The sequence below is a fragment of the Pontibacter sp. HSC-14F20 genome, from assembly GCF_019599265.1.
Taxonomy (GTDB): domain Bacteria; phylum Bacteroidota; class Bacteroidia; order Cytophagales; family Hymenobacteraceae; genus Pontibacter.
The window spans coordinates 69,956-90,127 of sequence record NZ_JAHZTC010000017.1 but is presented as its reverse complement, the minus strand read 5'-3'; the positions used below and the strand labels follow the sequence as shown (position 1 = coordinate 90,127).

The following is a 20,172-nucleotide window of genomic DNA, read 5'->3' as shown; positions in this document are numbered from 1 at the left end:
CACAGTTGTAAGGGATCAGATTTGCCAGAAACAAGTGGCAGGCAGCAAGGTTATAAACACATCGTGCTTGTGCTCGTATTCATCTGAAACTAATCAGCTACGTGAAAATTAAAACGCTCCTTCAAAAATGGTGGCTATGGCTACTCCTCATTCTTGCAACTCTATTCATAATCACTGGCATTCTCTCATCGCTGTATTTTAACCCCTGGTTACAGGACGAACTTGAGTCTCGGGTAAAAAAAGAATCGAACGGACTTTACTCCTTAAAGCTGCATGGTCTTGACTCGTCTTTTCTAAGCGGACGCATTCAAGCAGATTCTATCAGCCTGGTTCCTGACTTTGAGGCATGGGCCCAACGACACGAGGCAAGTCAGCAGGATACCGCAGCAGCAAAAGCACCCCGTACCCTGCTGGATCTCAAAACAAACAGACTGGTATTGGCAGGTATAAACTTCATCGGGATACTGCGCGGCAAACCACTTGATTTGAGCAGGCTACGGGTTACGCAACCAAGCATCCTGATCACCGAAATGCGCCAGGATACCACTGAAACCCATGAGCCGCTGCACAAAGCCGTAGATGGGATCATGAGGAATCTGCAGATCGGGAGCATCCAAGTAACGGAGGGATCGCTGCGTATCCGGGAAGGGCAGGACGCGAAATCGGATCGGATCGTACTCGAAGATCTAAGGGTGACGGTGAAAGACTTCAATCTCGACAGCACCGCCTTTCAGGATGAAGATCGTGCCTACTACGCCCGCCGGATTGCCCTGGAATCGGGAAGAGTTGAACTCACGCTGCCAGATGGCACTTACAAACTCCAGGCAACAGCGCTCAAAGCCAATACGGAAGACGCGACGCTCAACCTCGGCAACCTGAAACTGATTCCGCTACTGGAGAATGCAGCCTTAGCACGTTTAAAAGAAGGGAAAGCTGTTTCGACGATTCGGCTGGAGGTGCCGGAAATTAACCTGAGTGGCGTAGATTACAAAGTACATTCCAGATACAATAACCTTTCAGCCAAAAATATGGTGATCAAAAATCCATCTTTGAGTGCGTACATGGACAGGAAGAATTTTGCAGTGAAGGGAACTAAACCACTCCCGCACGACATCATTCAAGAGCTGAAGACAGGGTTGACCATCCAAAAAATAGAGGTGCAGGGGATGCACATCCGTTACGAAGAGCTTGCAGAGGAGGCGACAGAGAAAGGCATCATCACCTTCGAAAATCTTTACGCAACGATCAGCAACGTGACCAACGACAAAAACCAGATGTCCGCCAAGACTCCGGCTGTGGTGGAGGCAAAAACGAAGGCATACGGAAAAGCACCACTTGCCGTCACCATCAGGTTGAACTTATTGGATCCTGATGGCTACCATACTATACAAGGTAGGGCCGGGCCCACCGATCCGGCGGTACTTAATCCGATTTTGGAGCCGACTACATTTATCAGTGTGAAAGAGGGCAGATTGCAGAAAAGTGATTTTAAGATAGAACTGTACCGCAACAAAGCCAGCGGCAACCTTAATGTACGTTATCAGAATTTTAAAGTAGATGTGCTGACAAAGGACGAAAACAAACGCCAGTCATTTGCCAAAAAGCTCCTATCTAAAGTGGCCAATAAGGTTGTGATCAAGTCCGATAATCCAGAAAAAGGAGAAGCCCTTCGTGCTGGTAAAATTGACGTGGTGCGTGCCAGAAACCGCTCTGTTTTCAACTACTGGAAAGACTGCCTCGTCAGTGGTTTCCGTACTGCGGCAGGCATCGAAGGTATAGGCGCTGACCTAAAAGATGCTAATAGATAAAGCTGAGGAGTTAGTGGCCTGTTGTTTTGATCAAAAGCTTGCGGTATTTGGTAAAGATACTTGACTTGGAGACAAAGCCAAGGTACAGCTCGTCTTTAAGCACGGGCAGGTTCCAGGCGCCGGTTTCATCAAACTTCTTCATCACGTCGGCCATGGTATCGTTATGGCGCACTACGGTAGGGGGGGCCGACATCAGTGCTGTCACCATTACCTCGTCATACTTCTCCTGTTTAAACATAATTTCGCGCACATCTTCGAGCAGGATGATCCCCCGTAGTTTTTGCTGTTCGTCCACCACTGGGTATAGGTTACGGCGGCTCTGAGCAATTACATCTACTAGTTCGCGCAGTGTAGCGGTATACCTGACAGGGTGAAAATCAGTTTCTACTAAATGACGGATCTGCATGATGCGAAGCACGGTGCGATCCTTGTTTGCGGTGAGCAGTTCGCCTTTCTGGGCCAGTTTCTTTGTGTCGAGAGAGAAGGGTTCAAAGTATTTGACCATGGCATAAGCGGAGGCCGACACGATCATCAGCGGAATCATCAAGGTATAGCCACCTGATATTTCAGCGATCAGAAAGACAGCGGTGAGCGGAGCATGCATAACGCCACTCAGGATGCCCGCCATCCCGACCATTGTAAAGCTACCCTCGGGCAATTTGTGAATTTGCAGCATATTGGTGAGGCGGCTCAAGAAGAAACCAACGTGGGCTCCCACAAACATAGAAGGCGCAAAGTTACCGCCGTTGCCGCCCCCAGCAATTGTAAAAGTCGTAGCCGCAACTTTCACTAATGCCAGCATCCCTACAAAGCCCAGCACCAACCATTCATTCGTCCCAAAAAAGGAAAGCCAACTGTCTTGCAGTAATGCTTCAGGTTTACCGCTCTCCAAAAGTTTAACAGCTCCATATCCTTCGCCGAAGAGCGGCGGAAACAGCATGATCAGCAAGCCGAGCAGTACACCGCCCACGAGTGCCCGGCGGTAAGGCTGGTCCTGAAAAGGCTCAAAAAGTGCTTCGATGCGCCAGGCTGCCCGGCTATAATAAACTGACATTAGTCCGGTAAGTATACCTAGCAAGATGTAAAATGGCACGTGAGATGCGGCAAAGAAACCTAACTGATCAGCAAAGAAAAGCTGCTCTTCTTTTAGGATAATGCGCGAACAGAGGGCTCCCACCACAGATGACATGATCAGAGGTATAAACGCAGCGATACTAATGTCGGCAAGGAGTACTTCGATAGCGAAGAGAACCCCGGCAATAGGCGCATTAAACACAGCTGCTATACCTGCGGCCGCGCCACAGGCCAGCAACAACGTACGGTCACGGTAGTTGAGGTGATATTCCCGGCCAAAGTTAGCACCGATAGCAGAGCCTGTCACCACAATAGGCGACTCCAAACCAGCCGAACCCCCAAAGCCTGCTGTGATACCACTAGTGAGCACATGCGAGTACATTTTGTGCGATTCCACCAAACTCGATTTTTGAGAAATAGCATGCAGAATACTGGCGGTTCCGCGACCCAGCTGCCCTTTAAATAAGACCCGCACAAGAAACACCACCAGTAAAATGCCTACGAGTGGAAATACCACCAGCCACACCGGTTCCTCCAGCAGCCGGTTGCCATAGGCCAGCAACTGCTGGATGTAGTGCACCAGTGTTTTGAGGATTACGGCAGCAAGGCCGGCTGTAAGGCCAACCAATACACTGGAAATCAGAATGAAGTTGCGGGTGGAGGTATGTCGGCGGAGCCAGAGGAGAGGTAATTTATACTTGCGGAGCTGTGGCATGTGGGACTATACGGGAAAGATCAGCCGGGTTTACAAAAAAAATGTACTTAAAGTCCGGGATAGAAAGTTCACGGGTCTAAAAGTATAAAATCTGGCGGCTATGAAAAAAAATAACATACCAAATCTAACCCGGGAGGCTGTTTTTTAGTTAATATATTGGTTAAGATCATATCAGAAACGATACAATAAAAGCCAATGCACCATAAGCCAGACGGAAGCGGAAACCTGATACTCAAAGACTTGCACGGCCATTTCCATGTTATTGGAGATGTGCACGGCTGTTTTGATGAGTTACTGGCATTGCTCTATAAGCTTGGCTATGAGGTAAAAGACGACAAAGCAGCAGGCAGTTACCGCATAACGGCCCCCGAAGGTTGCATGGTTGTGTTTGTAGGCGATCTGGTGGACCGCGGCCCGAACTCACCGGAAGTGCTGCGCCTGGTGATGGACATGGTAGAGCAGGAGGTAGCCCTCTGTGTTAGCGGCAACCACGACGACAAACTCTACCGCAAGTTAATGGGGCGTAATGTGCAGGTGCGTCACGGGCTGGAACTGACCATGGCGCAGCTCGAACACTATAATCAGGCTTTTATATCGAGGGTACGGGAGTTTCTGGGGCATCTGCCGCATCATATTATTTTAGATGAAGGGCGCTTGGTAGTGGCGCATGCCGGGCTGGAAGAACGCCTGCACGGTCGGCACAGCAAATCAGTGCGTGACCTTTGCCTGTATGGCCCTACTACTGGAGAAGTGGATGCACACGGTCTGCCGGTTCGCCTCGACTGGGCCGCAGATTACTCTGGAGTCGCGGTGGTGGTATACGGGCATACCCCTGTACTGGAGCCGCGCTGGAAAAACAACACCATCAACATCGACACAGGCTGCGTATTCGGTGGCAAACTCACAGCACTGACCTATCCTGATCATATCCTGACGACTGTCGAAGCCTTCAGTACCTATGCCGATTCTATCCGACCTTTCCTACATCACCCCACACATTAAGGCTGCTATACCTGCGTATTGTCCCGTTCATGGTCGCGGTGGGCACTGTGCTCTTTGTGCAGGTAATCTTTAAACTCATCCAGGTTAGTATGGTCCCAGAACGGTATCTTGTTGCGCACAGCCGTTCGCCCGATCACGTGTGCCGCCACGGGCGAGGTAAGAAAAGTAAAGCCGATGATCAGCATCACTTTCAGGAACATGTCGGGCTCGTTGAAATAAATACCCATACCTGACAGAATAAACCCCAGCCCCAATGTTGCCCCCTTGGTGATGGCTGACATGCGGATATAAAAGTCCGGGAAACGTAACAGACCGATGGTGGAGATCAACATAAACATCACCCCGATGATGATAAAAACCGAACTGATGATTTCGCGGATAAGCAGAAAATTAATGTCTTCAAACATAGGCTAGCGGGCTGATTTCATGAGGTAATAGGCAAAAGAGATAGAGCCGAGAAAACCGAACAGGGATAGTATAATGGCTACGTCAATGAAGTCTTGGTTGCCGGTGAGCTCGGTATAAATGGCCACGATGCCGATGACGTTGGCCACAAACAGGTCAAATGCTGTGATACGGTCAGGCAGTGTCGGGCCGATGGCAAACCGTATACCTGTCATCACAAGGCAAAGGCTCAGCGCAGCCATGGCAAAAATGAGTGTAAACGAAAATATACTCATCGGGTCAACTGCATTAACCGGCGCTCAAAACCGTGTTTTACATTGTATTTGACCTGCTCTACATCGTCGTCTTTTACATAAAGCGTATGCATGTACAGAAATTTGCGGTCGGCGCTTATATCGATCATGAGCGAGCCGGGAGTCAGGGTAATGATGTTGGCCAGCAGGGTAATCTCCAGGTCTGTTGTAACGGAAAGCGGAACAGCCACCACAGTAGGTTTCATGCGGTAAGCGGGTGTCAGGATGTCGTAGGCAACACGAAGGTTGGCAATCACAAGCTCTTTCAGAAAGAACACGATAAAGCTGATCGCCTTTGGCAGTTTATGAAAATAGGCGCGGTGATAGGAGGCCGAAGTCAGCCACAGCACAAACATGATGAAGGTTGATACAAAGACGGCCCAGACCGCATTATAAGGCAATAGAGGCTCACCGTATTTAAAGTAAAGGTAACTGCCAATAAAAGCGATCAGGGAATGGATGATAAATGTTTTCATGCTATTTTTTCAATACGGCATTAATGTATAATTCGCTGTTCATAAGTTGTTCGGCTGCAAGTTGTGCCATCGAAACCACCGGCTCGGCATAAAGCCCGATGAAGAGAATAAACATGGCCAGTAAAGCAACCGGCAGGTGCAGTAGCCGGTTATCGCGGTGCGTTTGCTTCGTGATCACATTTAGCAAAGGGTCCGTTTCGGGTTTCTTCTTCCAGAACACTTCATTCCAGATTTTGGTCATCGAGAAGATAGTAATCAGGCTGACAGCCAGCGAAACCAGCACAATGATGAAACTGTCAATCTCGAAACCGGCCTTGGCCAGCATAAACTTGCCCCAGAACCCCGAGAAAGGCGGTATGCCCGCCAGTGAAAAAGCTGAGATAAAAAACAACACCGAAAGGAAAGGTTGCTGCAGGTATACGCCGCCAAGCTTTTTTAGTGCAAAGGTACCATGGCGATGCGCCACCACCCCGCTGATTAAAAAGAGGTTGGTTTTTACCAGGATGTTGTGAATAATAAAATAGATGCTGCCCGCAATGGCCAGGGGGGTGAACAGCGCCAGCCCCATCAGCATATACCCGATCTGGCTGACAATGTGGAAGGAGAGGATTTTGCGAAAATCATTTTGCGAGGCAGCCCCCAATACCCCAACCACCATGGTAAAACCTGCCAGCACCGTGAAAAGCGGAATAGTCAGGCCCTGATCGGTGACAAAGATTAAGGTGAAAAGACGGATCAGCGCATACATACCTACCTTGGTGAGTATACCTGCTATGAACGCTGAAATGGCGATTGGCGGTGTGTGGTATGAGGCCGGCAGCCAGAAAAACAGCGGAAAAATAGCAGACTTGATGCCAAAGGCGATCAGGAAAAACATACCAGCCATGGTAATGAGAGCCGGGTGCGATACCGGCGTTCGTACCAGCACTGCTAACTCAGCCAGGTTAAGAGAGCCCAGTATCCCGTATACCACCCCTATACCTGTGAGCAGAAAGCCACTTGCCAGAAAGTTGATGGTTAGGTATTTAATAGCCCCCTCCAGCTGTGGTTTGGTTCCTCCCAGCGCGATCAGTACAAAGCAGCAGATCAGGAGCACTTCAAACCATACAAACATGTTGAACAGATCTCCCGTCAGACAGACGCCTGACACGCCCAACTGCAGGATGAGAAGCACCGGGTAATAGCCAAATGTTTGCCTTGCCTTATCGAGCCCTTTGATGGAAAAAAGGTAGATGGCCATACCGGTGATGGCACTGGTGATTACCATCATTGAACTGAATAAATCAGCCACCAGCGTGATGCCGAAGGGGGCAGGCCAGCTACCGATCTGGGAGGTCCGGATGCCGTTATCATTTACGTCGAAGAGCAGCAGGAAAGTAGCAATCAGCAAACAGACTTGTGCCAGGATGCCGATAAGCTGTTGCGCACGCACATACCGCCAGAAGAAGAGACTCAGAATAGCCCCGTACAGCGGAATGAGCATCGGCAACATGATGAGCAGGTGGTTCATAGGGTGTGCTTAGTGGTTGTCTTCTATCTGGTCGGTGGTGCTCATGTCGTCGAGGTCGGTGGTGCCGAACGACTGGTATACCCGCTTGATCAGCACGATGGCGAATGCCTGGATGCCAAAGCCGATCACGATGGCGGTAAGCAGCAGCGCCTGTGGCACCGGGTCGGCAAAGGGTTCGGTGGCTACTTTTTCTTCCTGACCAATAATAGCCGAACCTCCGCGCGTCAGGCGGCCAATCACGAACAGAAACAGGTTGGTGGACAGGCCGAACAGGATCAGCCCGAGTATGAGTTTAAAAAAATGCCGGTGCAGAATCAGGTATAGGCTCGCCGAAAAAAGAATTCCGATCAAAAAAGGCAGTATGAGTTCCATGGTCTTATTCTTCTGACATTACAAAGGTTATTTTGAGCACTACCCCGATGACCAGCAGGTATACGCCCAGATCAAACAAGATAGGGGTGCCTGGTTTACCTAATACAGGTATGTAAAAGTCCGTCCAGAAGGCATGCATAAAAGGCTGTCCTGCGATTAGCCCGACCACACCGCTGGTGGCAGACAAGAGCAAACCTGTCGCGATAATGTAAATTGGTTCGATGCGGATCATGCGTTGTTTTATTTCCGGGTGCCGGGCCAGTTTCCTGCGCCGCCACACATTCACACGCATCATCCGCATCAGGTAGAGCGAGCGGCTTTGGTTAGGCTGCCGCGGATAGCCGTAGAGATTGAGTCTCAAGAAGGTGTCGACGGTTTGCTGCGGGCCGTGGGTCATGGTATGGAACACGAACGCAATGGCTCCGATCAGGCCGCCGATAAAGCCCCCGCCCGGGTGGTTATGACCCCGGAACAAGGTATAAACTGAGAAGATAATGAAGATAGGTATGAGGATGCGAATAGCGGTCGCAAGTATGACGGTTTTCATAGTTTATCTCCTTTCTGCATGCGTAGTTTCAGCATCGCCATAATGCCGATGGCCGCCACCGCCAGCACCACAATCTCGCCGAGCGTATCGAGCGCCCTGAAATCGACCAGAATTACGTTGACGATGTTGCGTCCCTGCCCGAGCAGGTAGCTGTTTTCGCCGTAGTAAGCCTTTAACTGCGAGTCGAGCGGATACTGTTTCACGATCAGGATAATATAGGTCATCATGGCCCCGAAACTAAGCGAGAGCAGCACATATTTGTAGCGCTCCGAAGCGTGCGACAGGTAACGAAAGGCCGGTAGTTTGTGCAGGATCAGGACAAAGATCACGACAGTAAGCGTTTCGATGAGCAGCTGGGTTGCCGCCACATCGGGAGCACCGAAGAGGATGTAAAAGAGTGCCACTGAGTAGCCAATAATGCCCATAATGGCAATGGAGGTCAGGCGGGAACGAGACCTGAACAGGAAGATCAGCGACGGCACGATCATCAGCAGCAACACCACTTCATACATGCGCAGTTGTGAAAGCTCGGGCAGGCGGTTGGCTATCTCCAGTCGCGGTCCGTTTTTCCAGAGCGACACTACTACCAAGGCTATGTGTGCCGTGATGATGGCGGCAATGTAGCTGCGCAGGTACCCGTTCTGTACAGTGGCTGTTATTTTGGTAGCACCAGCCAGAAAGCCTTTGAGCGCCAGTCGGTACAGATTGGCCGGGCCGAAAAGGTAAAGTCCGTTGAAGCGGGCGGCGTAGCTGAGCAGTTGGTTTGAAAAGCGGTATAGCACATAGCCCAGTGCCAACGTGAGCAGACTCAGGCCCAGCACCAGGTTAAAACCATGCCACAGCGCCAGCTCAAACTTTTGCTCCACACCCAGCATGGCCTCCGCGGCACGGCGCAGCAGCGGCGTTACAAAAAAGCCCGGCAGCAAACCGAAGATCAGTCCTGTGCTGGCAAGTAAGAGCGGAGGCAGGTATAACAGAGTTTTGTCGGGGTGCTGCAGGGCAGTAGGGCTCGTGCTGCGGCGCCAGAAAATACCAAAACCCAGCGCAATCGCCACAGCCACAAATACCATCCCGGAGAAGAAACTCACTGCAAATAACAACCATCGAAATGGACTCTCCTGAAGCGATGCCTCATAGAGCAACTCTTTGCCGATAAAGCCGAAAAAAGGCAGCAAGCCCGCCATAGACATACCTGCCAGCAGCGCAGCAATAGCCGTATAGCGCATCGACCCAGACAGACCGGTCAGCTCCGTCAGATCGCGGGTACCGGTGGCGTGGTCCACGTTGCCGGCCACCATAAACAGCGTACCTTTGTAGAGGGCATGCGCCAGCAGAAACACCACCATCGCCTCCAGTGCGGGAGCTGTTCCTATACCTGTCATGGTCACCAGCAGGCCCAGCGCACTGATGGTGGTATAGGCGAGAATGGCTTTCAGGTCGAGGTGTTGCGTGGCCAGTAAGGCGCCCAGCAAGGTGGTAATACCGCCCACCAGCATCAGGGTATATTGCCATTCGTCGGTGCCGCCCATCACGGGAGTGAGCCGGGCCAGCAGGTATACACCCGCCTTCACCATGGTAGCGGAGTGCAGGTAGGCACTCACCGGCGTGGGCGCGGCCATGGCGTTGGGAAGCCAGAAATGAAAAGGAAACTGCGCGGACTTGGTAAAAGCACCGAGCAGGATCAGCACCAGCGCAGGCAGGTATAGCGTATGACTTGTTACCATATCGCCCCGCTCCAGCAAATCGCTCACGGTATAACTATCGCCTGCTATTCCTAGCAGGATCAGGCCGGCCATTAGGGCGAGTCCACCCAAACCGGTAACGAGCAAGGCCTGTAGTGCGGAACTGCGGGAGGACTCTTTGTCGTGGCCAAAACCGATGAGCAGGTATGAGCTGATGCTGGTGAGCTCCCAAAACACAAATATGGAAATGATATTACCTGCCAGAACCAGCCCGAGCATCGACGTCATGAACAGCGCCAGGTATAAGTAGAAGCGCCCCAGCAAAGGATGGCCTTTGAGGTAGCCGCCCGCGTATAGCATAATAAGGGTACCGAAGCCCGTGATCAGCAAAGCAAAGAGCAAACTGAGCCCGTCGAGAAAGAAATGCAGGTTGATGTTGAGAGAGGGAGCCCAGGCATGCAGTTCACCTAAATTGTCGCCGCCAAGCACGGCAGGAGCAAGCGTAAGCAGGTATAAGAAGATGGAAAAAGGCAGAAGGGCCATGGGCACGTATACCCATTTGCCGAGCCAGCGGTAAAGCAAAGGTGCGGCAAATGCTAACAGGAAACCTGCGAGTATAGCTAAAAACATCAAAAATGCTTAGTTTGTAAATGTATCCTTGTTAATTTCGTAGCTGATTTAACACTTAGTACCAATCTGCGCATTTTATGTTACGTCAGGGGCGAAATTGAGGGGGTGATCACGAAAAAGACAAGCGCAGCAAACGTAAACCCATAAACCAAATCATTATCATGAATTCGCTGAAACGTATTATGGTGGGGCTCGACCTGTCGGAGATGGACGATACCCTGATCCGCTACACCGCTTTTCTTTGCTCCATTTCTGAAATAGAGGAAGTTTACTTCATCCACGCCGAAAAGAGCCTGGACCTGCCTGACGAACTGCTCGAAAGCATGCCCAACGGCATGTCGGCCGACGAAAGACTCCGTGCTTCGCTTGTTGAAAAAGTTGACAGCCACTTCGGCCCCGACAGCCGGGTGAAGGTGGAGGTGCAGGTAGTGGAAGGATCGCCACTGAAAGAGCTGTTGCACCTGGCTAAAGTAAATCAGATTGACCTGGTGGTAGTCGGTCGCAAATTCCACATGCGTGGAAGCGGCGTGCTGGCCCAGAAAATTCTGCGCAACGGCCGCGTGAGTGTTCTGTTTGTCCCGGAAAACGAGGACAGTGTTTTGAGCCACATCATGGTGAGCGTTGACTTCTCAGATTATTCCCTGATGGCGCTGGAACGTATGCTCAATTCTTCACTTCTTAGACAAGATGTGCGCATCACTTGCCTGCACGTTTACCAGGTGCCTACCGGTTACATCACGCTGGGCATCAGCTACGAAGACTTTGACGAGCGCATGCAAGGTTTGGCCCGCAACAAGTTTGAGCAGGTGCTGGAGCGCTTCCCTGCGTTGAAAGAGCGTGCTGAGCTGCGACTTGTAAAACAGGAAAACGAGGATGATGTGGGCGAATTGATTATGGTGGAAGCCAAACGCGCTAAAGCGGACATGCTCTTGATCGGTGCCAAAGGTAAATCGGCTGCTGCGCTGTTTGTGCTGGGTAGCGTGACGGAAAAAATCCTGCGCTACAACGACGACATCCCGATGATCGTGTATAAGAAAGAGAAAGAAGAGATCGGTTTCCTCGATGCCCTTCTGAGCACCGAATAAGCGTTCGTTTGCTGCCCCGGGAGCAAATACAAAACTAAATTTAAAAGACCTGCTATACCAGCGTGTGTGGCAGGTCTTTTGTTTTGCCTGCTATCGCAAGCACCAGTATGCCGAGCAGCCCGGCCACGGCAGCAGCAGCGTATAGGATGATCTTTACGAGGGTGAGTTGCTCGGTAAGCGGAAAAACCTGCTGCGCCTGAAACAGCGATAACATAAAGCCGGCACCCATCAGCATTGTACCTCCCGTCAGTTGTCCCCAATGCACCGAGGCAGGTATACGCGCTATACCTGATAAAGAAGCCAGCCAGGCAATCAGCAGCATACCCAGGGGCTTGCCCAATACCAGCGCAACGAATATACCTAGCGGCACGGGACCCAGTAACTCTCGCCAGGCAAAGCTATTGTAGGCAAACGGCACATACGTCAGGGCAAAAAGGGGCAGAGCCAGGTATAGCGCCCAGGGCGAAAGCCTTTGCTGCAACCGTCGGAGCGGTGACAGAGCCTTTGTGCTATTAACCCGCAGGGTATGAACGGCGGCCTGAAAGTCTTCTTCTATTTCTTCGCCGGGCTCGGGGCGCTTCATCATGCGCAGGGCATGGAGCTGCCCCATCACAGTATCGGTGGTTGTCACGAAATCTTCTTCCAGCACCCTCGCGTGGATCGGGATAACGAGCGCCAGCAACACACCAGCCACGGCACCCTGCACACCTGCCAGCAGGAAGCACACCAGCATCACCAGGCCCAGCAGCAGGTATAGCCACATGGTACGGTTGCGCAGCGCCCGCAGCACCACAAGCAAGCCAAACACACCCGTGGCAACCGAAAGCGCCAGCAGGTTCTGGATGGAGGTATAGAGCAGCACACTCAGCAATAAAGTGGCTATACCTTGCACGATGGCAGTCGAAGAAAGGAACACGCGCAGCGAAAACGGCAGGGAATTACTGGCCAGTGCCAGCAGCGCCAGTACGGCCGCTGCATCAGCGGTGGCCACTACAGACCAGCCGGCCTGCGAAGCTGCCGGAACCAGGTATAGGTATAGCGCCGCAGGTATAGCCATACCTCCTAAAGCCGCAGCTACAGCAAACATTCTATCAGGCCATTCCTTCAGTTCACCCACGCGCAGCACTCTCTTCAGTTCCAGGCCCAATGTCAGGTAGAAGAGCGTTAGCAAAACCTGCTGCACCCAGAAGCCGATCGGTTTTGAAACACTGTAAGTCCCCAACGTAATGGTCAGCGGATTTTCCCACAGGTATAGCCAGGAAGCACCCCAGGGCGAGTTGAGCCATGAAAGGGCCAGCAAAGCGACCATCATAGTAAACGTACCACCACGCACCAGCACCTGCTCGAAACTTTCGAAGGAGTAGACAATACGATGGGTCAAAGTCGGTTTAGCAGCCAAGGTATAAAGAGATAGCCATATTCAGATTCTCCTTAGAGACGTAGCAAGTCCCGAAAAGTTTTGCCCCGGCTATACCTGCACGCTAAAACTATTTAAAAGCAGCAACGCCCTCCCTCCGGTATGTATCGGAGGGAGGGTGTCAGGTATAGCTCAGTTAATCAAGACTGGAGGCACATCATTCCACCACCTGTTTGTCGATGTAGCGGGAATTCATGATGCTGAGCGCTCCCATGTACCGGAGGTTGAAGCTGATCACGTCACCCACCTTGTAGTGCTGCTCATTCTCACCCAACTCTACCACCAGCATGTCAGAGCTTGCGCCTACTACACTCAGGCCATGGTCTTTGGGGATGAGGTATTTAGGGTTGATGTCCAGCAGCCCGACATCCAGAATGGCGCGGTGTGAAGTTTTGCCGTAAAGGCTTTCGTCAATTTCGAAGCTCTCGCCACTGGGGTTTTCGGCCAGCATCCCGATCGGGATCATGGGTTTCTCGTTGAGCTCGATGATTTCGGCGCAAAACTCAAACACATCGTCGTACATACCTTCAAAGGTCTCGCCGGTGAACAGGTTAAGTCCGAAATAAAGCGCCTCGCCAATCCGGAAATGGTTGACACCTTTTGGCATCAGGTGGTTGAAGAGCAGCGGAATGGTAACAGAAGTGCCGCCCGACACCCAGGGAATCTCAATGTTGAACTTAGCATCGATGATCTGCTTGTACAGGCTGAGTTGAATCAGTTTGTCCTGCGTCGGCATTACGCCGTGCAGGCAGTTAAAATTCGCACCAAGCCCGATCACAGAGATGCCGGGCAGTTTGAATATCTGGGCATAAAAGTCCACCAGGTCATCGCCCATCACGCCTTCCCGCAAATCGCCCATTTCGATCATGATGATGATCTTGTGCGTTTTGTTTTGCCTGACAGCCTCCTCTGAAAGCAGCCGGATAATGTCAAGTTCGGTCTGGAAACTCACATCGGCGTAGCGGATAATGTCCGGTATACTTTGTTTCGGCGCTGGTTTGATGTAAACGGTTTGCACATCGGGGGCCATGTTCTTGATGGCGATCAGGTTAGACACGCGGGAATCGTGAACCTCCTTTACGCCGAGGTCGAGCACTTCTTTCAGGAAGGTCTGTTCGCCGCAAAGCAATTTAGTGACAATGCCCCAGTCGATGCCCTTCTCGCGGAACACCCGGTCGAGGTGATTATAGTTGTGTCTGAGTTTCTTGCGGCACAGTTTTAAGACGGCCATGCTGTTATCGGATAAGTCTGTATTCTAAATATTTGTTAGTGAAGCCCATTTTCTCGTAGAGGTGTCTGGCCGGATTGTCGGGCTCCACGTGCAGGGCAATGCTGCCATCAGCAGTTTCGGCGGCCAGCTGCACCAGTTTTTTGCCAACGCCTTTGCCGCGCTGGTTGCCATGCACAGCTACGTATACGAGTATGTTCTCCGGTATGTACCCGCTCATACCTGTATTGTTCAGGATAAGCGCGCCCACTACCTTATCATCTTCCCGGGCAACGATCACCGAACCGCCTTTGCCCTCTGCATCCGACAGCGCATAGTCCATGCACTTGGCAATGTCTTCGCGGGCGTCGCCGTACTGGTCCAGGTGATGGAACAGGAAGTCAAGCACTTGGTCGCGGTTTAGTTGTTGGTGATTGGCTGGGGTATGGATCTCGTATTGGACGGAGTTGTTTTCTGCCATTTCTCTTTTTCTGTTTTATTGGGGTAAAGTATTGTTAACGTAATGTAAAGTACAAGGGCAGCGGTGAGGCCAAATAAATTAGGGTCGAGGCCGTAAGGCAAGCTAAAGCTTAGATCGAACCACGGCATGTTTACGAGACCCTCGGTATTCATGGTTACCTGTAGCAGAATGGTAGTAGCGCCACCCGCAAGCATGGCCCAGAAAGCTGCCACGCTGCTGCGGCGCTTCCAGAACAGCGCTCCAATGATCGGTACAAACAGGCCTGACACCATAAAAGCGTAGGAATAGAGCATCAGGTCGAGCACGTTGGTCATGTTGGTAGCCAGCCAAAGCGCAAAAGCTCCGACAAGGAGTGTGATCAGTTGCGACAAACGCAGCATCCTGGGCGAATCCGGGTCGGTTTTAGTGAAATGCCCGATCACATCCGTCACAATATTGCCAGAGGAGGCCATCAGACAACTGTCGGCTGTAGAAAGTATAGCCGAGAAATAGGCAGAGAGCATCAGGCCCATCAAACCAACCGGTAGCACCGAGCGCAACAGCATCGGCAGCCCCGATTCCGGGTCTACTGCAGCGCCCATTCCGAGTGCGTCGAACATCCCTTGCTCAGCAGCCACCCTGGCCAGTATACCTAAGCTCACACCCATAAATGCCATGATCGGCCACTCAAACAAACCGGCCAGGTACCAGGCCCGTTTTGCCGTTTTCTCATCGCGACAGGCATAGATGCGCTGGTAGAGCGTCATACCTACAAACCAGATCGGAATGATGGTGATGGCCCAGTTCACGATTTGCTGCCAGGTGATATTGGTAAGCGTGAGAAATTCGGCCGGCAAGGTACTGCGAATAGCCTCCATACTGTGACCGGACTGCGCCGAAAGCCAGGCCAAGTCCGTGAGCTGGCCAAAGCCGATCTGCTCTACGCCGCCTCCGACTGCCAGAAAAGAAACAGGTATACCAATGAAGATGAGTCCGCCCATCAGGATAGCCCATTGTATGGTGTCGGTATAGATAACGGCTTTCATACCACCCATCACGGTATAAACCACCGCAATGATGCCCATGATGAGGAGAGCAGTATTGAGGTCGAGGTTTAGGAAAGTGCCGCTGGCCAGTTTGGCACCCGCCAGAATCTGGGAACTGGTAAAGCCGGTATAGCCGATGGCCGAGATGATGCCCGCCAGCAGCGCCACCCGTGCATTGAAATAATGGCCGAAGATCTGGGGGAAGGTGAGGAACTTGTCGAAAGCCGGATTGCGCTTGACCTTAGGTATCAGGAAAACTGCTGCCAGCCAGGCTCCGAGCAAACCGGTAAAGAGCATCCAGGCACCCGAGAGTCCCATCACGAAGCCGAGCCCGCCCAGGCCAATTGAAAAGCCACCGCCCACATCCGTTGCGACTACCGAGAGACCAATGTGACTGCTTCCCATGTTCCGGCCTCCTACATAATAATCGTCTGCGCCCTGGTTCTTTTTGAGGAAGTAAAAACCAACGCCCAGCATGGCCAGCATATAGAGCACGAAGATGGTAAGGTCAATAATGTGCATGTATTAGAATAGTATAAGTTTGTGTAATGGTTACCAGTATCGGGTATTTTGAATATACTCAAAATTATGCTAAAAAGCCCGTTTTGGCCTTGAAAAGCGCTCTTGGGGGTAAGGATTAGCTAAAATGGTGTGTGGTTTTTATACAAATCGGGTGAAAACAAGCAGCGACTGGTAGCGAGTCAAAAAGAGGGTTGAAGGGCAGGTTTTGTTAGGATAATAATATTTAGACAGAACGAATGAAATGGGTTGTTCAGCCCGGTAAATTCATTTTGAAAAGGAGGAGTGCTGGGTTAAATTATTATGAATATTGGATTGAAAATTTAGATAAATGCTTATATTGGATGGACGCTATATAACTACAATAGTTGGAGAAGGAAGTTTGGCTAGGTATAGTGCAGCTAGTGGGAGTAGGTCCTCCTGCTATACTCTAGTTATGCGGAAGCTAAAATAAGACAACTAAGCAATCAAAATTGGTTTTGGATTTAACTTATTCTTCATTTAGATTCTTGTCCCACTGACAGGAATTCTCCTGATTACATGGTTTTTATCCAGAAAACTTTTGATCGGAAAAATACTCGGAATTATTTGGTTATGTATAATTGGACTTGTTGTTCTCATCAGCATTCTAAATTGGTTGACTTCCAAAACAGAATTGGACAAAGACGACTACTACGGTGAATATGTGATAAATAGAGATTACTTTAAGGGTAAACAAACGGATTGGCAATACAATCATTTTCGGTATGAAATAACTGACAAAGACTCAATCTTCTTTCACGTTACAGACAAAAAGAAAATATTGAAGACATATAGAGGGACAATTAAAACGACTGACCCCAAAAATTACCGCTCTGACAGACTAATTATTGAAATGGAACAACCAACACACCATATTTTGACAAGTAATCCGACAACTTACCGAAGTGCCTGGAGTTTTTATCTAGTATTCAGCTCGCCGAAATTTCATCACGTTTTCTTCAAGAAAGGAAAATGGGAACCAATAGAATGAAAATGGCCGAGCGCACAACAAAACCTACAAGCAATAGCTTCCTGCGGTTCGCTACTGCTCATCGCTAAACCGTTAGGGGGATTGCTAAAAGGCCCCTTGCAAACCTACAAACAAAATGAAAATAGAAACACATTCTTTAAACGACATTAAAATAGCCGAAGTGATATCGGAAGACAGGATAATCAATAGCAGTGAAGACGGAGTGGACTTATTGGGAAGCATTTACTACCAGAACTTTGATAGAATTTTAATATACGAGAAGAACATCACACCTGATTTTTTTGAACTGAAGAATGGAATGGCAGGCGAAATACTGCAAAAGTTTTCCAATTATCGCGTCCGTTTGGCTATCGTTGGTGACTTCTCAAAATATACCCGGCAGAGTGTGCAAGACTTCATTTATGAAAGCAACAAAGGTAAACAAGTCAATTTTGTGAGCTCTCTTAAAGAGGGTCTAGCTAAACTCTCTCAATAACTGAAAAATAAAAGGCCATAGATAACCATTGCAAAAATGAAAAAGTTTTTCACCCCGCTGCTTTTCCTTATACCTGTTGGCATACTCTCTTATGTCTATCGCCTGACGAGCTTTCTGTTGCTTGCAGTCATTGTCCTGTGCCTGGTAGCTTTATTGGTGGTAGGTATAACTAAGATTTTACGTCCAAACCTCGATCAAAAATGGCTGAGACTGCCGTTAACTATAACAACTATTTGCGCTTTGGGTGTGCTGGTTGGCCTGCTGCGTCCCTTAAATCCTGCGGTCATGAACGCTGGTGATGCGAGTCATAAGTTAGCGTATGCTTATGAGACAGACCAATCAGACCGTATGACCGTTGGCACTTATCTTGGCCTGTTCGAAGACAGTATGGCGGAGCGAGACAGCATAAGACTCAGGCAAGTCACCCAACTCTACCAGGACGAACAAATCAGCTTGCCGATCGATAAATTTTATGCCGCTTTTGTGCTCCATCACAGCAAGAGAAGTGAACTCTATGAGATTGCTCAAAAGCTGGCTGGCGAAGCTGCTGCGGTAAGCGAATTAAAGGATAATTACGTGGTACAATGGCTGGCCAAAGCAACATACGACAGGTGGCTGGTCTCGCTGGGAAAACCAGAAAAGTATGGCACGCAGGACAAGTTTAGCGTTAGTGTTGAATAGCTATTTTTAAACCTAGAAATGACCATGGGAAATACAAAAGAAGTAACCCCGGAGCAAAGTAAAGCACTTCTTGACACCCTCAAATCCCGCTTTGAAAAAAACATGCAACGCCACACAGGTATAGCGTGGGCGGATGTACAAGCCAGACTGGAAGCGAACCCTGCTAAACTGTGGTCGCTGCACGAAATGGAGACAACGGGAGGTGAGCCGGATGTGGTCGGGCAAGACCCAAAAACCGGCGAATTCATTTTCTTCGATTGCGCCGCCGAAAGCCCTAAAGGACGACGGAGCGTTTGCTTTGACCGTGAAGGACTGGAGTCCAGGAAAGAGCACCGACCGGAAAACAATGCGCTGGATTTGGCTGCTGATATGGGCATTGAGATTTTATCAGAAACGGAATATCGGGAGCTACAGAAACTTGGCAAGTTCGATCAGAAAACCTCAAGCTGGATCCAGACACCAGCCGACATCAGAAAACTCGGAGGAGCACTGTTTGCCGATTTCCGCTATGGCCATGTGTTTGTATACCACAACGGCGCGCAATCCTATTACAGTAGCCGGGCATTCCGTGGCTCGCTGAGGGTCTGAGCATCTTCTTCTACCTAAGCTATACCTTGCATCAGCTAGTATCAATTCAGATTGATTAACTAAACAAACTTATACCTACATGAAAAAACTTTTTACCCTTTTGCTTTTAGCTGCTTCCGGATATGCTGCGCAGGCGCAGGTAGTGGATGTATCGGCAGCCGAACGCTACTTTGAACTGGTGGATACCCTGAAATCGGGTAAACGGCTGCATGATGCTACCTGGCAGCAGTTTCTGGCTATGGAAGGTAACGAGCAGTACATCGAAAACCAGAATTACAAGGAAGCTTACCTGAACAACTTTCGCAAGACGATGGAAGTGGTTTACATGCCTGAGCATGACAGCCTCCTGCAAGCCCGGTTACAGGACCGGCAGGCGAACTACATGACCTACAGCATTCACGTCTACAAAGCGCATGAAGCGGAGCTTCGGCAATACCTGGCGCAGTTAGCTGCCGACAAAGAGGGTTATGTGAACACAATGTACCAAACCTGCTACAGTATGCTGCCAAAACGCTTGCACAGCAAGAACCCTGAAACCGGTGTATACCTGATCGCGCTGGGCAACGATGCGGTGGCTCATAAAGGAAACATAGTGCTTAACCTGTGGCTCGAGTACAAGTTCAACCAGGTGAAGCCTGGCGCTGTGGGTGGTCACGAGCTGCACCATACGCTCAACAAAACAAAGCGCTATGATGTGGCCGAACAAGATAAAAGTCTTTTGCTGATGCTGCAGTTGATTATGAACGAAGGCGTTCCTGATCTGATTGACAAGAAATATGCGGTTGCACCCAACATGCCGGACGATATGCAGTGGGGAACCTACTTGCTGGACCTGGGCAAACAGCACCTTCCCAAAGTTGATGCCGCCATCAAAGAGATAGCCTCCGGCGAAAAGCAGTACTCCAGCAAAGAAATAAGAAACCAGGTGATAGGTATGAGTGGGCACATACCCGGCTTCTACATGACCGATGTGATTGAACGAAACGGGCTGAAAAAGAAGCTGGTGTCGATTATGGGCAATCCGTTCCAGATCATCCACCTCTACAACAAAGCTGCCCGCAAAGACAAAGCGAAGCCCTTTGTTTTCTCTGACGAAGCCATTGCATACCTCAAGAAAGTAGAGTCCGAAGCCAAAGTTTTAAACTAAAGCTATATTTGTCTGCTGCCT

19 protein-coding genes are annotated in these 20,172 nt (G+C 50.2%); 7 read left to right on the top strand and 12 right to left on the bottom strand.

The genetic code is table 11. The annotated features are described in order from the left end of the window. Positions 1 to 101 precede the first annotated feature (101 nt). Positions 102 to 1,808: a DUF748 domain-containing protein gene (locus K3G39_RS21195; protein ID WP_220627177.1), complete on the top strand. Its 1,707-nt coding sequence runs from the start codon at positions 102 to 104 to the stop codon at positions 1,806 to 1,808. 10 nt (positions 1,809 to 1,818) lie between these two features. Here the strand turns inward: K3G39_RS21195 and K3G39_RS15950 are convergent, their stop codons facing one another. Continuing rightward, positions 1,819 to 3,597, bottom strand: a complete 1,779-nt coding sequence (locus K3G39_RS15950) for a chloride channel protein (protein ID WP_220627176.1) — start codon at positions 3,595 to 3,597, stop codon at positions 1,819 to 1,821. A 195-nt stretch (positions 3,598 to 3,792) separates the two neighbouring features. Here K3G39_RS15950 and K3G39_RS15945 point away from each other — a divergent pair, with 195 nt between their 5' ends. Then, positions 3,793 to 4,599 (top strand): metallophosphoesterase, encoded by an 807-nt coding sequence (locus K3G39_RS15945; protein ID WP_220627175.1) that lies wholly within the window; start codon positions 3,793 to 3,795, stop codon positions 4,597 to 4,599. A gap of 5 nt (positions 4,600 to 4,604) precedes the next feature. Here the strand turns inward: K3G39_RS15945 and mnhG are convergent, their stop codons facing one another. Genes mnhG through K3G39_RS15910 form a run of 7 tightly spaced genes read right to left on the bottom strand, consistent with a single transcriptional unit; the run spans position 4,605 to position 10,514 of the window. Next, positions 4,605 to 5,006 carry a monovalent cation/H(+) antiporter subunit G gene (gene mnhG / locus K3G39_RS15940; RefSeq protein WP_220627174.1) on the bottom strand — a complete coding sequence of 134 codons (402 nt, stop codon included), beginning with the start codon at positions 5,004 to 5,006 and terminating at the stop codon, positions 4,605 to 4,607. 3 nt (positions 5,007 to 5,009) lie between these two features. Continuing rightward, positions 5,010 to 5,279, bottom strand: a complete 270-nt coding sequence (locus K3G39_RS15935) for a monovalent cation/H+ antiporter complex subunit F (RefSeq protein WP_220627173.1) — start codon at positions 5,277 to 5,279, stop codon at positions 5,010 to 5,012. Further along, positions 5,276 to 5,773: a Na+/H+ antiporter subunit E gene (locus K3G39_RS15930; RefSeq protein WP_220627172.1), complete on the bottom strand. Its 498-nt coding sequence runs from the start codon at positions 5,771 to 5,773 to the stop codon at positions 5,276 to 5,278. The genes K3G39_RS15935 and K3G39_RS15930 overlap by 4 nt, the downstream gene beginning before the upstream one ends. A gap of 1 nt (position 5,774) precedes the next feature. Beyond that, entirely contained in the window at positions 5,775 to 7,283 is a 1,509-nt protein-coding gene (locus K3G39_RS15925; RefSeq protein ID WP_220627171.1) for a proton-conducting transporter membrane subunit, read from the bottom strand. A gap of 9 nt (positions 7,284 to 7,292) precedes the next feature. Continuing rightward, positions 7,293 to 7,655 (bottom strand): Na+/H+ antiporter subunit C, encoded by a 363-nt coding sequence (locus K3G39_RS15920; RefSeq protein WP_220627170.1) that lies wholly within the window; start codon positions 7,653 to 7,655, stop codon positions 7,293 to 7,295. A 4-nt stretch (positions 7,656 to 7,659) separates the two neighbouring features. Further along, entirely contained in the window at positions 7,660 to 8,202 is a 543-nt protein-coding gene (locus tag K3G39_RS15915) for an MnhB domain-containing protein (RefSeq protein WP_220627169.1), read from the bottom strand. Then, a complete protein-coding gene (locus K3G39_RS15910; RefSeq protein ID WP_220627168.1) occupies positions 8,199 to 10,514 on the bottom strand; it encodes a putative monovalent cation/H+ antiporter subunit A in 2,316 nt (771 codons plus the stop codon). Before K3G39_RS15910 ends, K3G39_RS15915 begins: the two co-directional genes overlap by 4 nt. Positions 10,515 to 10,675: 161 nt before the next feature. Here K3G39_RS15910 and K3G39_RS15905 point away from each other — a divergent pair, with 161 nt between their 5' ends. Next, the gene (locus tag K3G39_RS15905) at positions 10,676 to 11,599 is read left to right on the top strand and encodes a universal stress protein (RefSeq protein WP_220627167.1); all 924 of its coding nucleotides are present in this window, start codon (positions 10,676 to 10,678) and stop codon (positions 11,597 to 11,599) included. Between the two features lie 52 nt (positions 11,600 to 11,651). Here the strand turns inward: K3G39_RS15905 and K3G39_RS15900 are convergent, their stop codons facing one another. From K3G39_RS15900 to K3G39_RS15885, 4 genes are all read right to left on the bottom strand, one after another. After that, positions 11,652 to 12,980 (bottom strand): Na+/H+ antiporter NhaA, encoded by a 1,329-nt coding sequence (locus K3G39_RS15900; RefSeq protein ID WP_220627166.1) that lies wholly within the window; start codon positions 12,978 to 12,980, stop codon positions 11,652 to 11,654. Positions 12,981 to 13,173: 193 nt separating this feature from the next. After that, on the bottom strand, positions 13,174 to 14,247 hold the full coding sequence (locus tag K3G39_RS15895; protein ID WP_220627165.1) for an alanine racemase: 1,074 nt from the start codon (positions 14,245 to 14,247) through the stop codon (positions 13,174 to 13,176). Between the two features lie 4 nt (positions 14,248 to 14,251). After that, a complete protein-coding gene (locus K3G39_RS15890) occupies positions 14,252 to 14,704 on the bottom strand; it encodes a GNAT family N-acetyltransferase (RefSeq protein WP_220627164.1) in 453 nt (150 codons plus the stop codon). After that, entirely contained in the window at positions 14,644 to 16,251 is a 1,608-nt protein-coding gene (locus K3G39_RS15885) for a sodium:solute symporter (RefSeq protein ID WP_220627163.1), read from the bottom strand. Before K3G39_RS15885 ends, K3G39_RS15890 begins: the two co-directional genes overlap by 61 nt. A 1,124-nt stretch (positions 16,252 to 17,375) precedes the next feature. On the opposite strand from K3G39_RS15885, the gene K3G39_RS15880 reads away from it, so the two are divergent. The 4 genes from K3G39_RS15880 (at position 17,376) to K3G39_RS15865 (ending at position 20,151) form a co-directional block, all read left to right on the top strand. Next, a complete protein-coding gene (locus tag K3G39_RS15880; protein WP_220627162.1) occupies positions 17,376 to 17,735 on the top strand; it encodes a DUF4180 domain-containing protein in 360 nt (119 codons plus the stop codon). Positions 17,736 to 17,771: 36 nt separating this feature from the next. Then, positions 17,772 to 18,416 carry a hypothetical protein gene (locus K3G39_RS15875; protein ID WP_220627161.1) on the top strand — a complete coding sequence of 215 codons (645 nt, stop codon included), beginning with the start codon at positions 17,772 to 17,774 and terminating at the stop codon, positions 18,414 to 18,416. A gap of 18 nt (positions 18,417 to 18,434) precedes the next feature. Then, complete coding sequence (locus K3G39_RS15870; RefSeq protein WP_220627160.1) at positions 18,435 to 19,004, top strand: DUF4256 domain-containing protein; 570 nt, start codon at positions 18,435 to 18,437, stop codon at positions 19,002 to 19,004. A gap of 79 nt (positions 19,005 to 19,083) precedes the next feature. Next, a complete protein-coding gene (locus K3G39_RS15865; RefSeq protein WP_220627159.1) occupies positions 19,084 to 20,151 on the top strand; it encodes a DUF5700 domain-containing putative Zn-dependent protease in 1,068 nt (355 codons plus the stop codon). The last annotated feature ends 21 nt before the right edge of the window (positions 20,152 to 20,172 follow it).

Coding starts and splice junctions, on each gene's coding strand:
- mnhG (WP_220627174.1), bottom strand. CDS start 5,006: ATGTTTGAAGACATTAATTTTCTGCTTATCCGCGAAATCATCAGTTCG.
- K3G39_RS15870 (WP_220627160.1), top strand. CDS start 18,435: ATGACCATGGGAAATACAAAAGAAGTAACCCCGGAGCAAAGTAAAGCA.
- K3G39_RS15890 (WP_220627164.1), bottom strand. CDS start 14,704: ATGGCAGAAAACAACTCCGTCCAATACGAGATCCATACCCCAGCCAAT.
- K3G39_RS15945 (WP_220627175.1), top strand. CDS start 3,793: ATGCACCATAAGCCAGACGGAAGCGGAAACCTGATACTCAAAGACTTG.
- K3G39_RS15910 (WP_220627168.1), bottom strand. CDS start 10,514: ATGTTTTTAGCTATACTCGCAGGTTTCCTGTTAGCATTTGCCGCACCT.
- K3G39_RS15915 (WP_220627169.1), bottom strand. CDS start 8,202: ATGAAAACCGTCATACTTGCGACCGCTATTCGCATCCTCATACCTATC.
- K3G39_RS15880 (WP_220627162.1), top strand. CDS start 17,376: ATGAAAATAGAAACACATTCTTTAAACGACATTAAAATAGCCGAAGTG.
- K3G39_RS15925 (WP_220627171.1), bottom strand. CDS start 7,283: ATGAACCACCTGCTCATCATGTTGCCGATGCTCATTCCGCTGTACGGG.
- K3G39_RS15865 (WP_220627159.1), top strand. CDS start 19,084: ATGAAAAAACTTTTTACCCTTTTGCTTTTAGCTGCTTCCGGATATGCT.
- K3G39_RS15930 (WP_220627172.1), bottom strand. CDS start 5,773: ATGAAAACATTTATCATCCATTCCCTGATCGCTTTTATTGGCAGTTAC.
- K3G39_RS15950 (WP_220627176.1), bottom strand. CDS start 3,597: ATGCCACAGCTCCGCAAGTATAAATTACCTCTCCTCTGGCTCCGCCGA.
- K3G39_RS15920 (WP_220627170.1), bottom strand. CDS start 7,655: ATGGAACTCATACTGCCTTTTTTGATCGGAATTCTTTTTTCGGCGAGC.
- K3G39_RS15905 (WP_220627167.1), top strand. CDS start 10,676: ATGAATTCGCTGAAACGTATTATGGTGGGGCTCGACCTGTCGGAGATG.
- K3G39_RS15935 (WP_220627173.1), bottom strand. CDS start 5,279: ATGAGTATATTTTCGTTTACACTCATTTTTGCCATGGCTGCGCTGAGC.
- K3G39_RS15895 (WP_220627165.1), bottom strand. CDS start 14,247: ATGGCCGTCTTAAAACTGTGCCGCAAGAAACTCAGACACAACTATAAT.
- K3G39_RS15875 (WP_220627161.1), top strand. CDS start 17,772: ATGAAAAAGTTTTTCACCCCGCTGCTTTTCCTTATACCTGTTGGCATA.
- K3G39_RS15885 (WP_220627163.1), bottom strand. CDS start 16,251: ATGCACATTATTGACCTTACCATCTTCGTGCTCTATATGCTGGCCATG.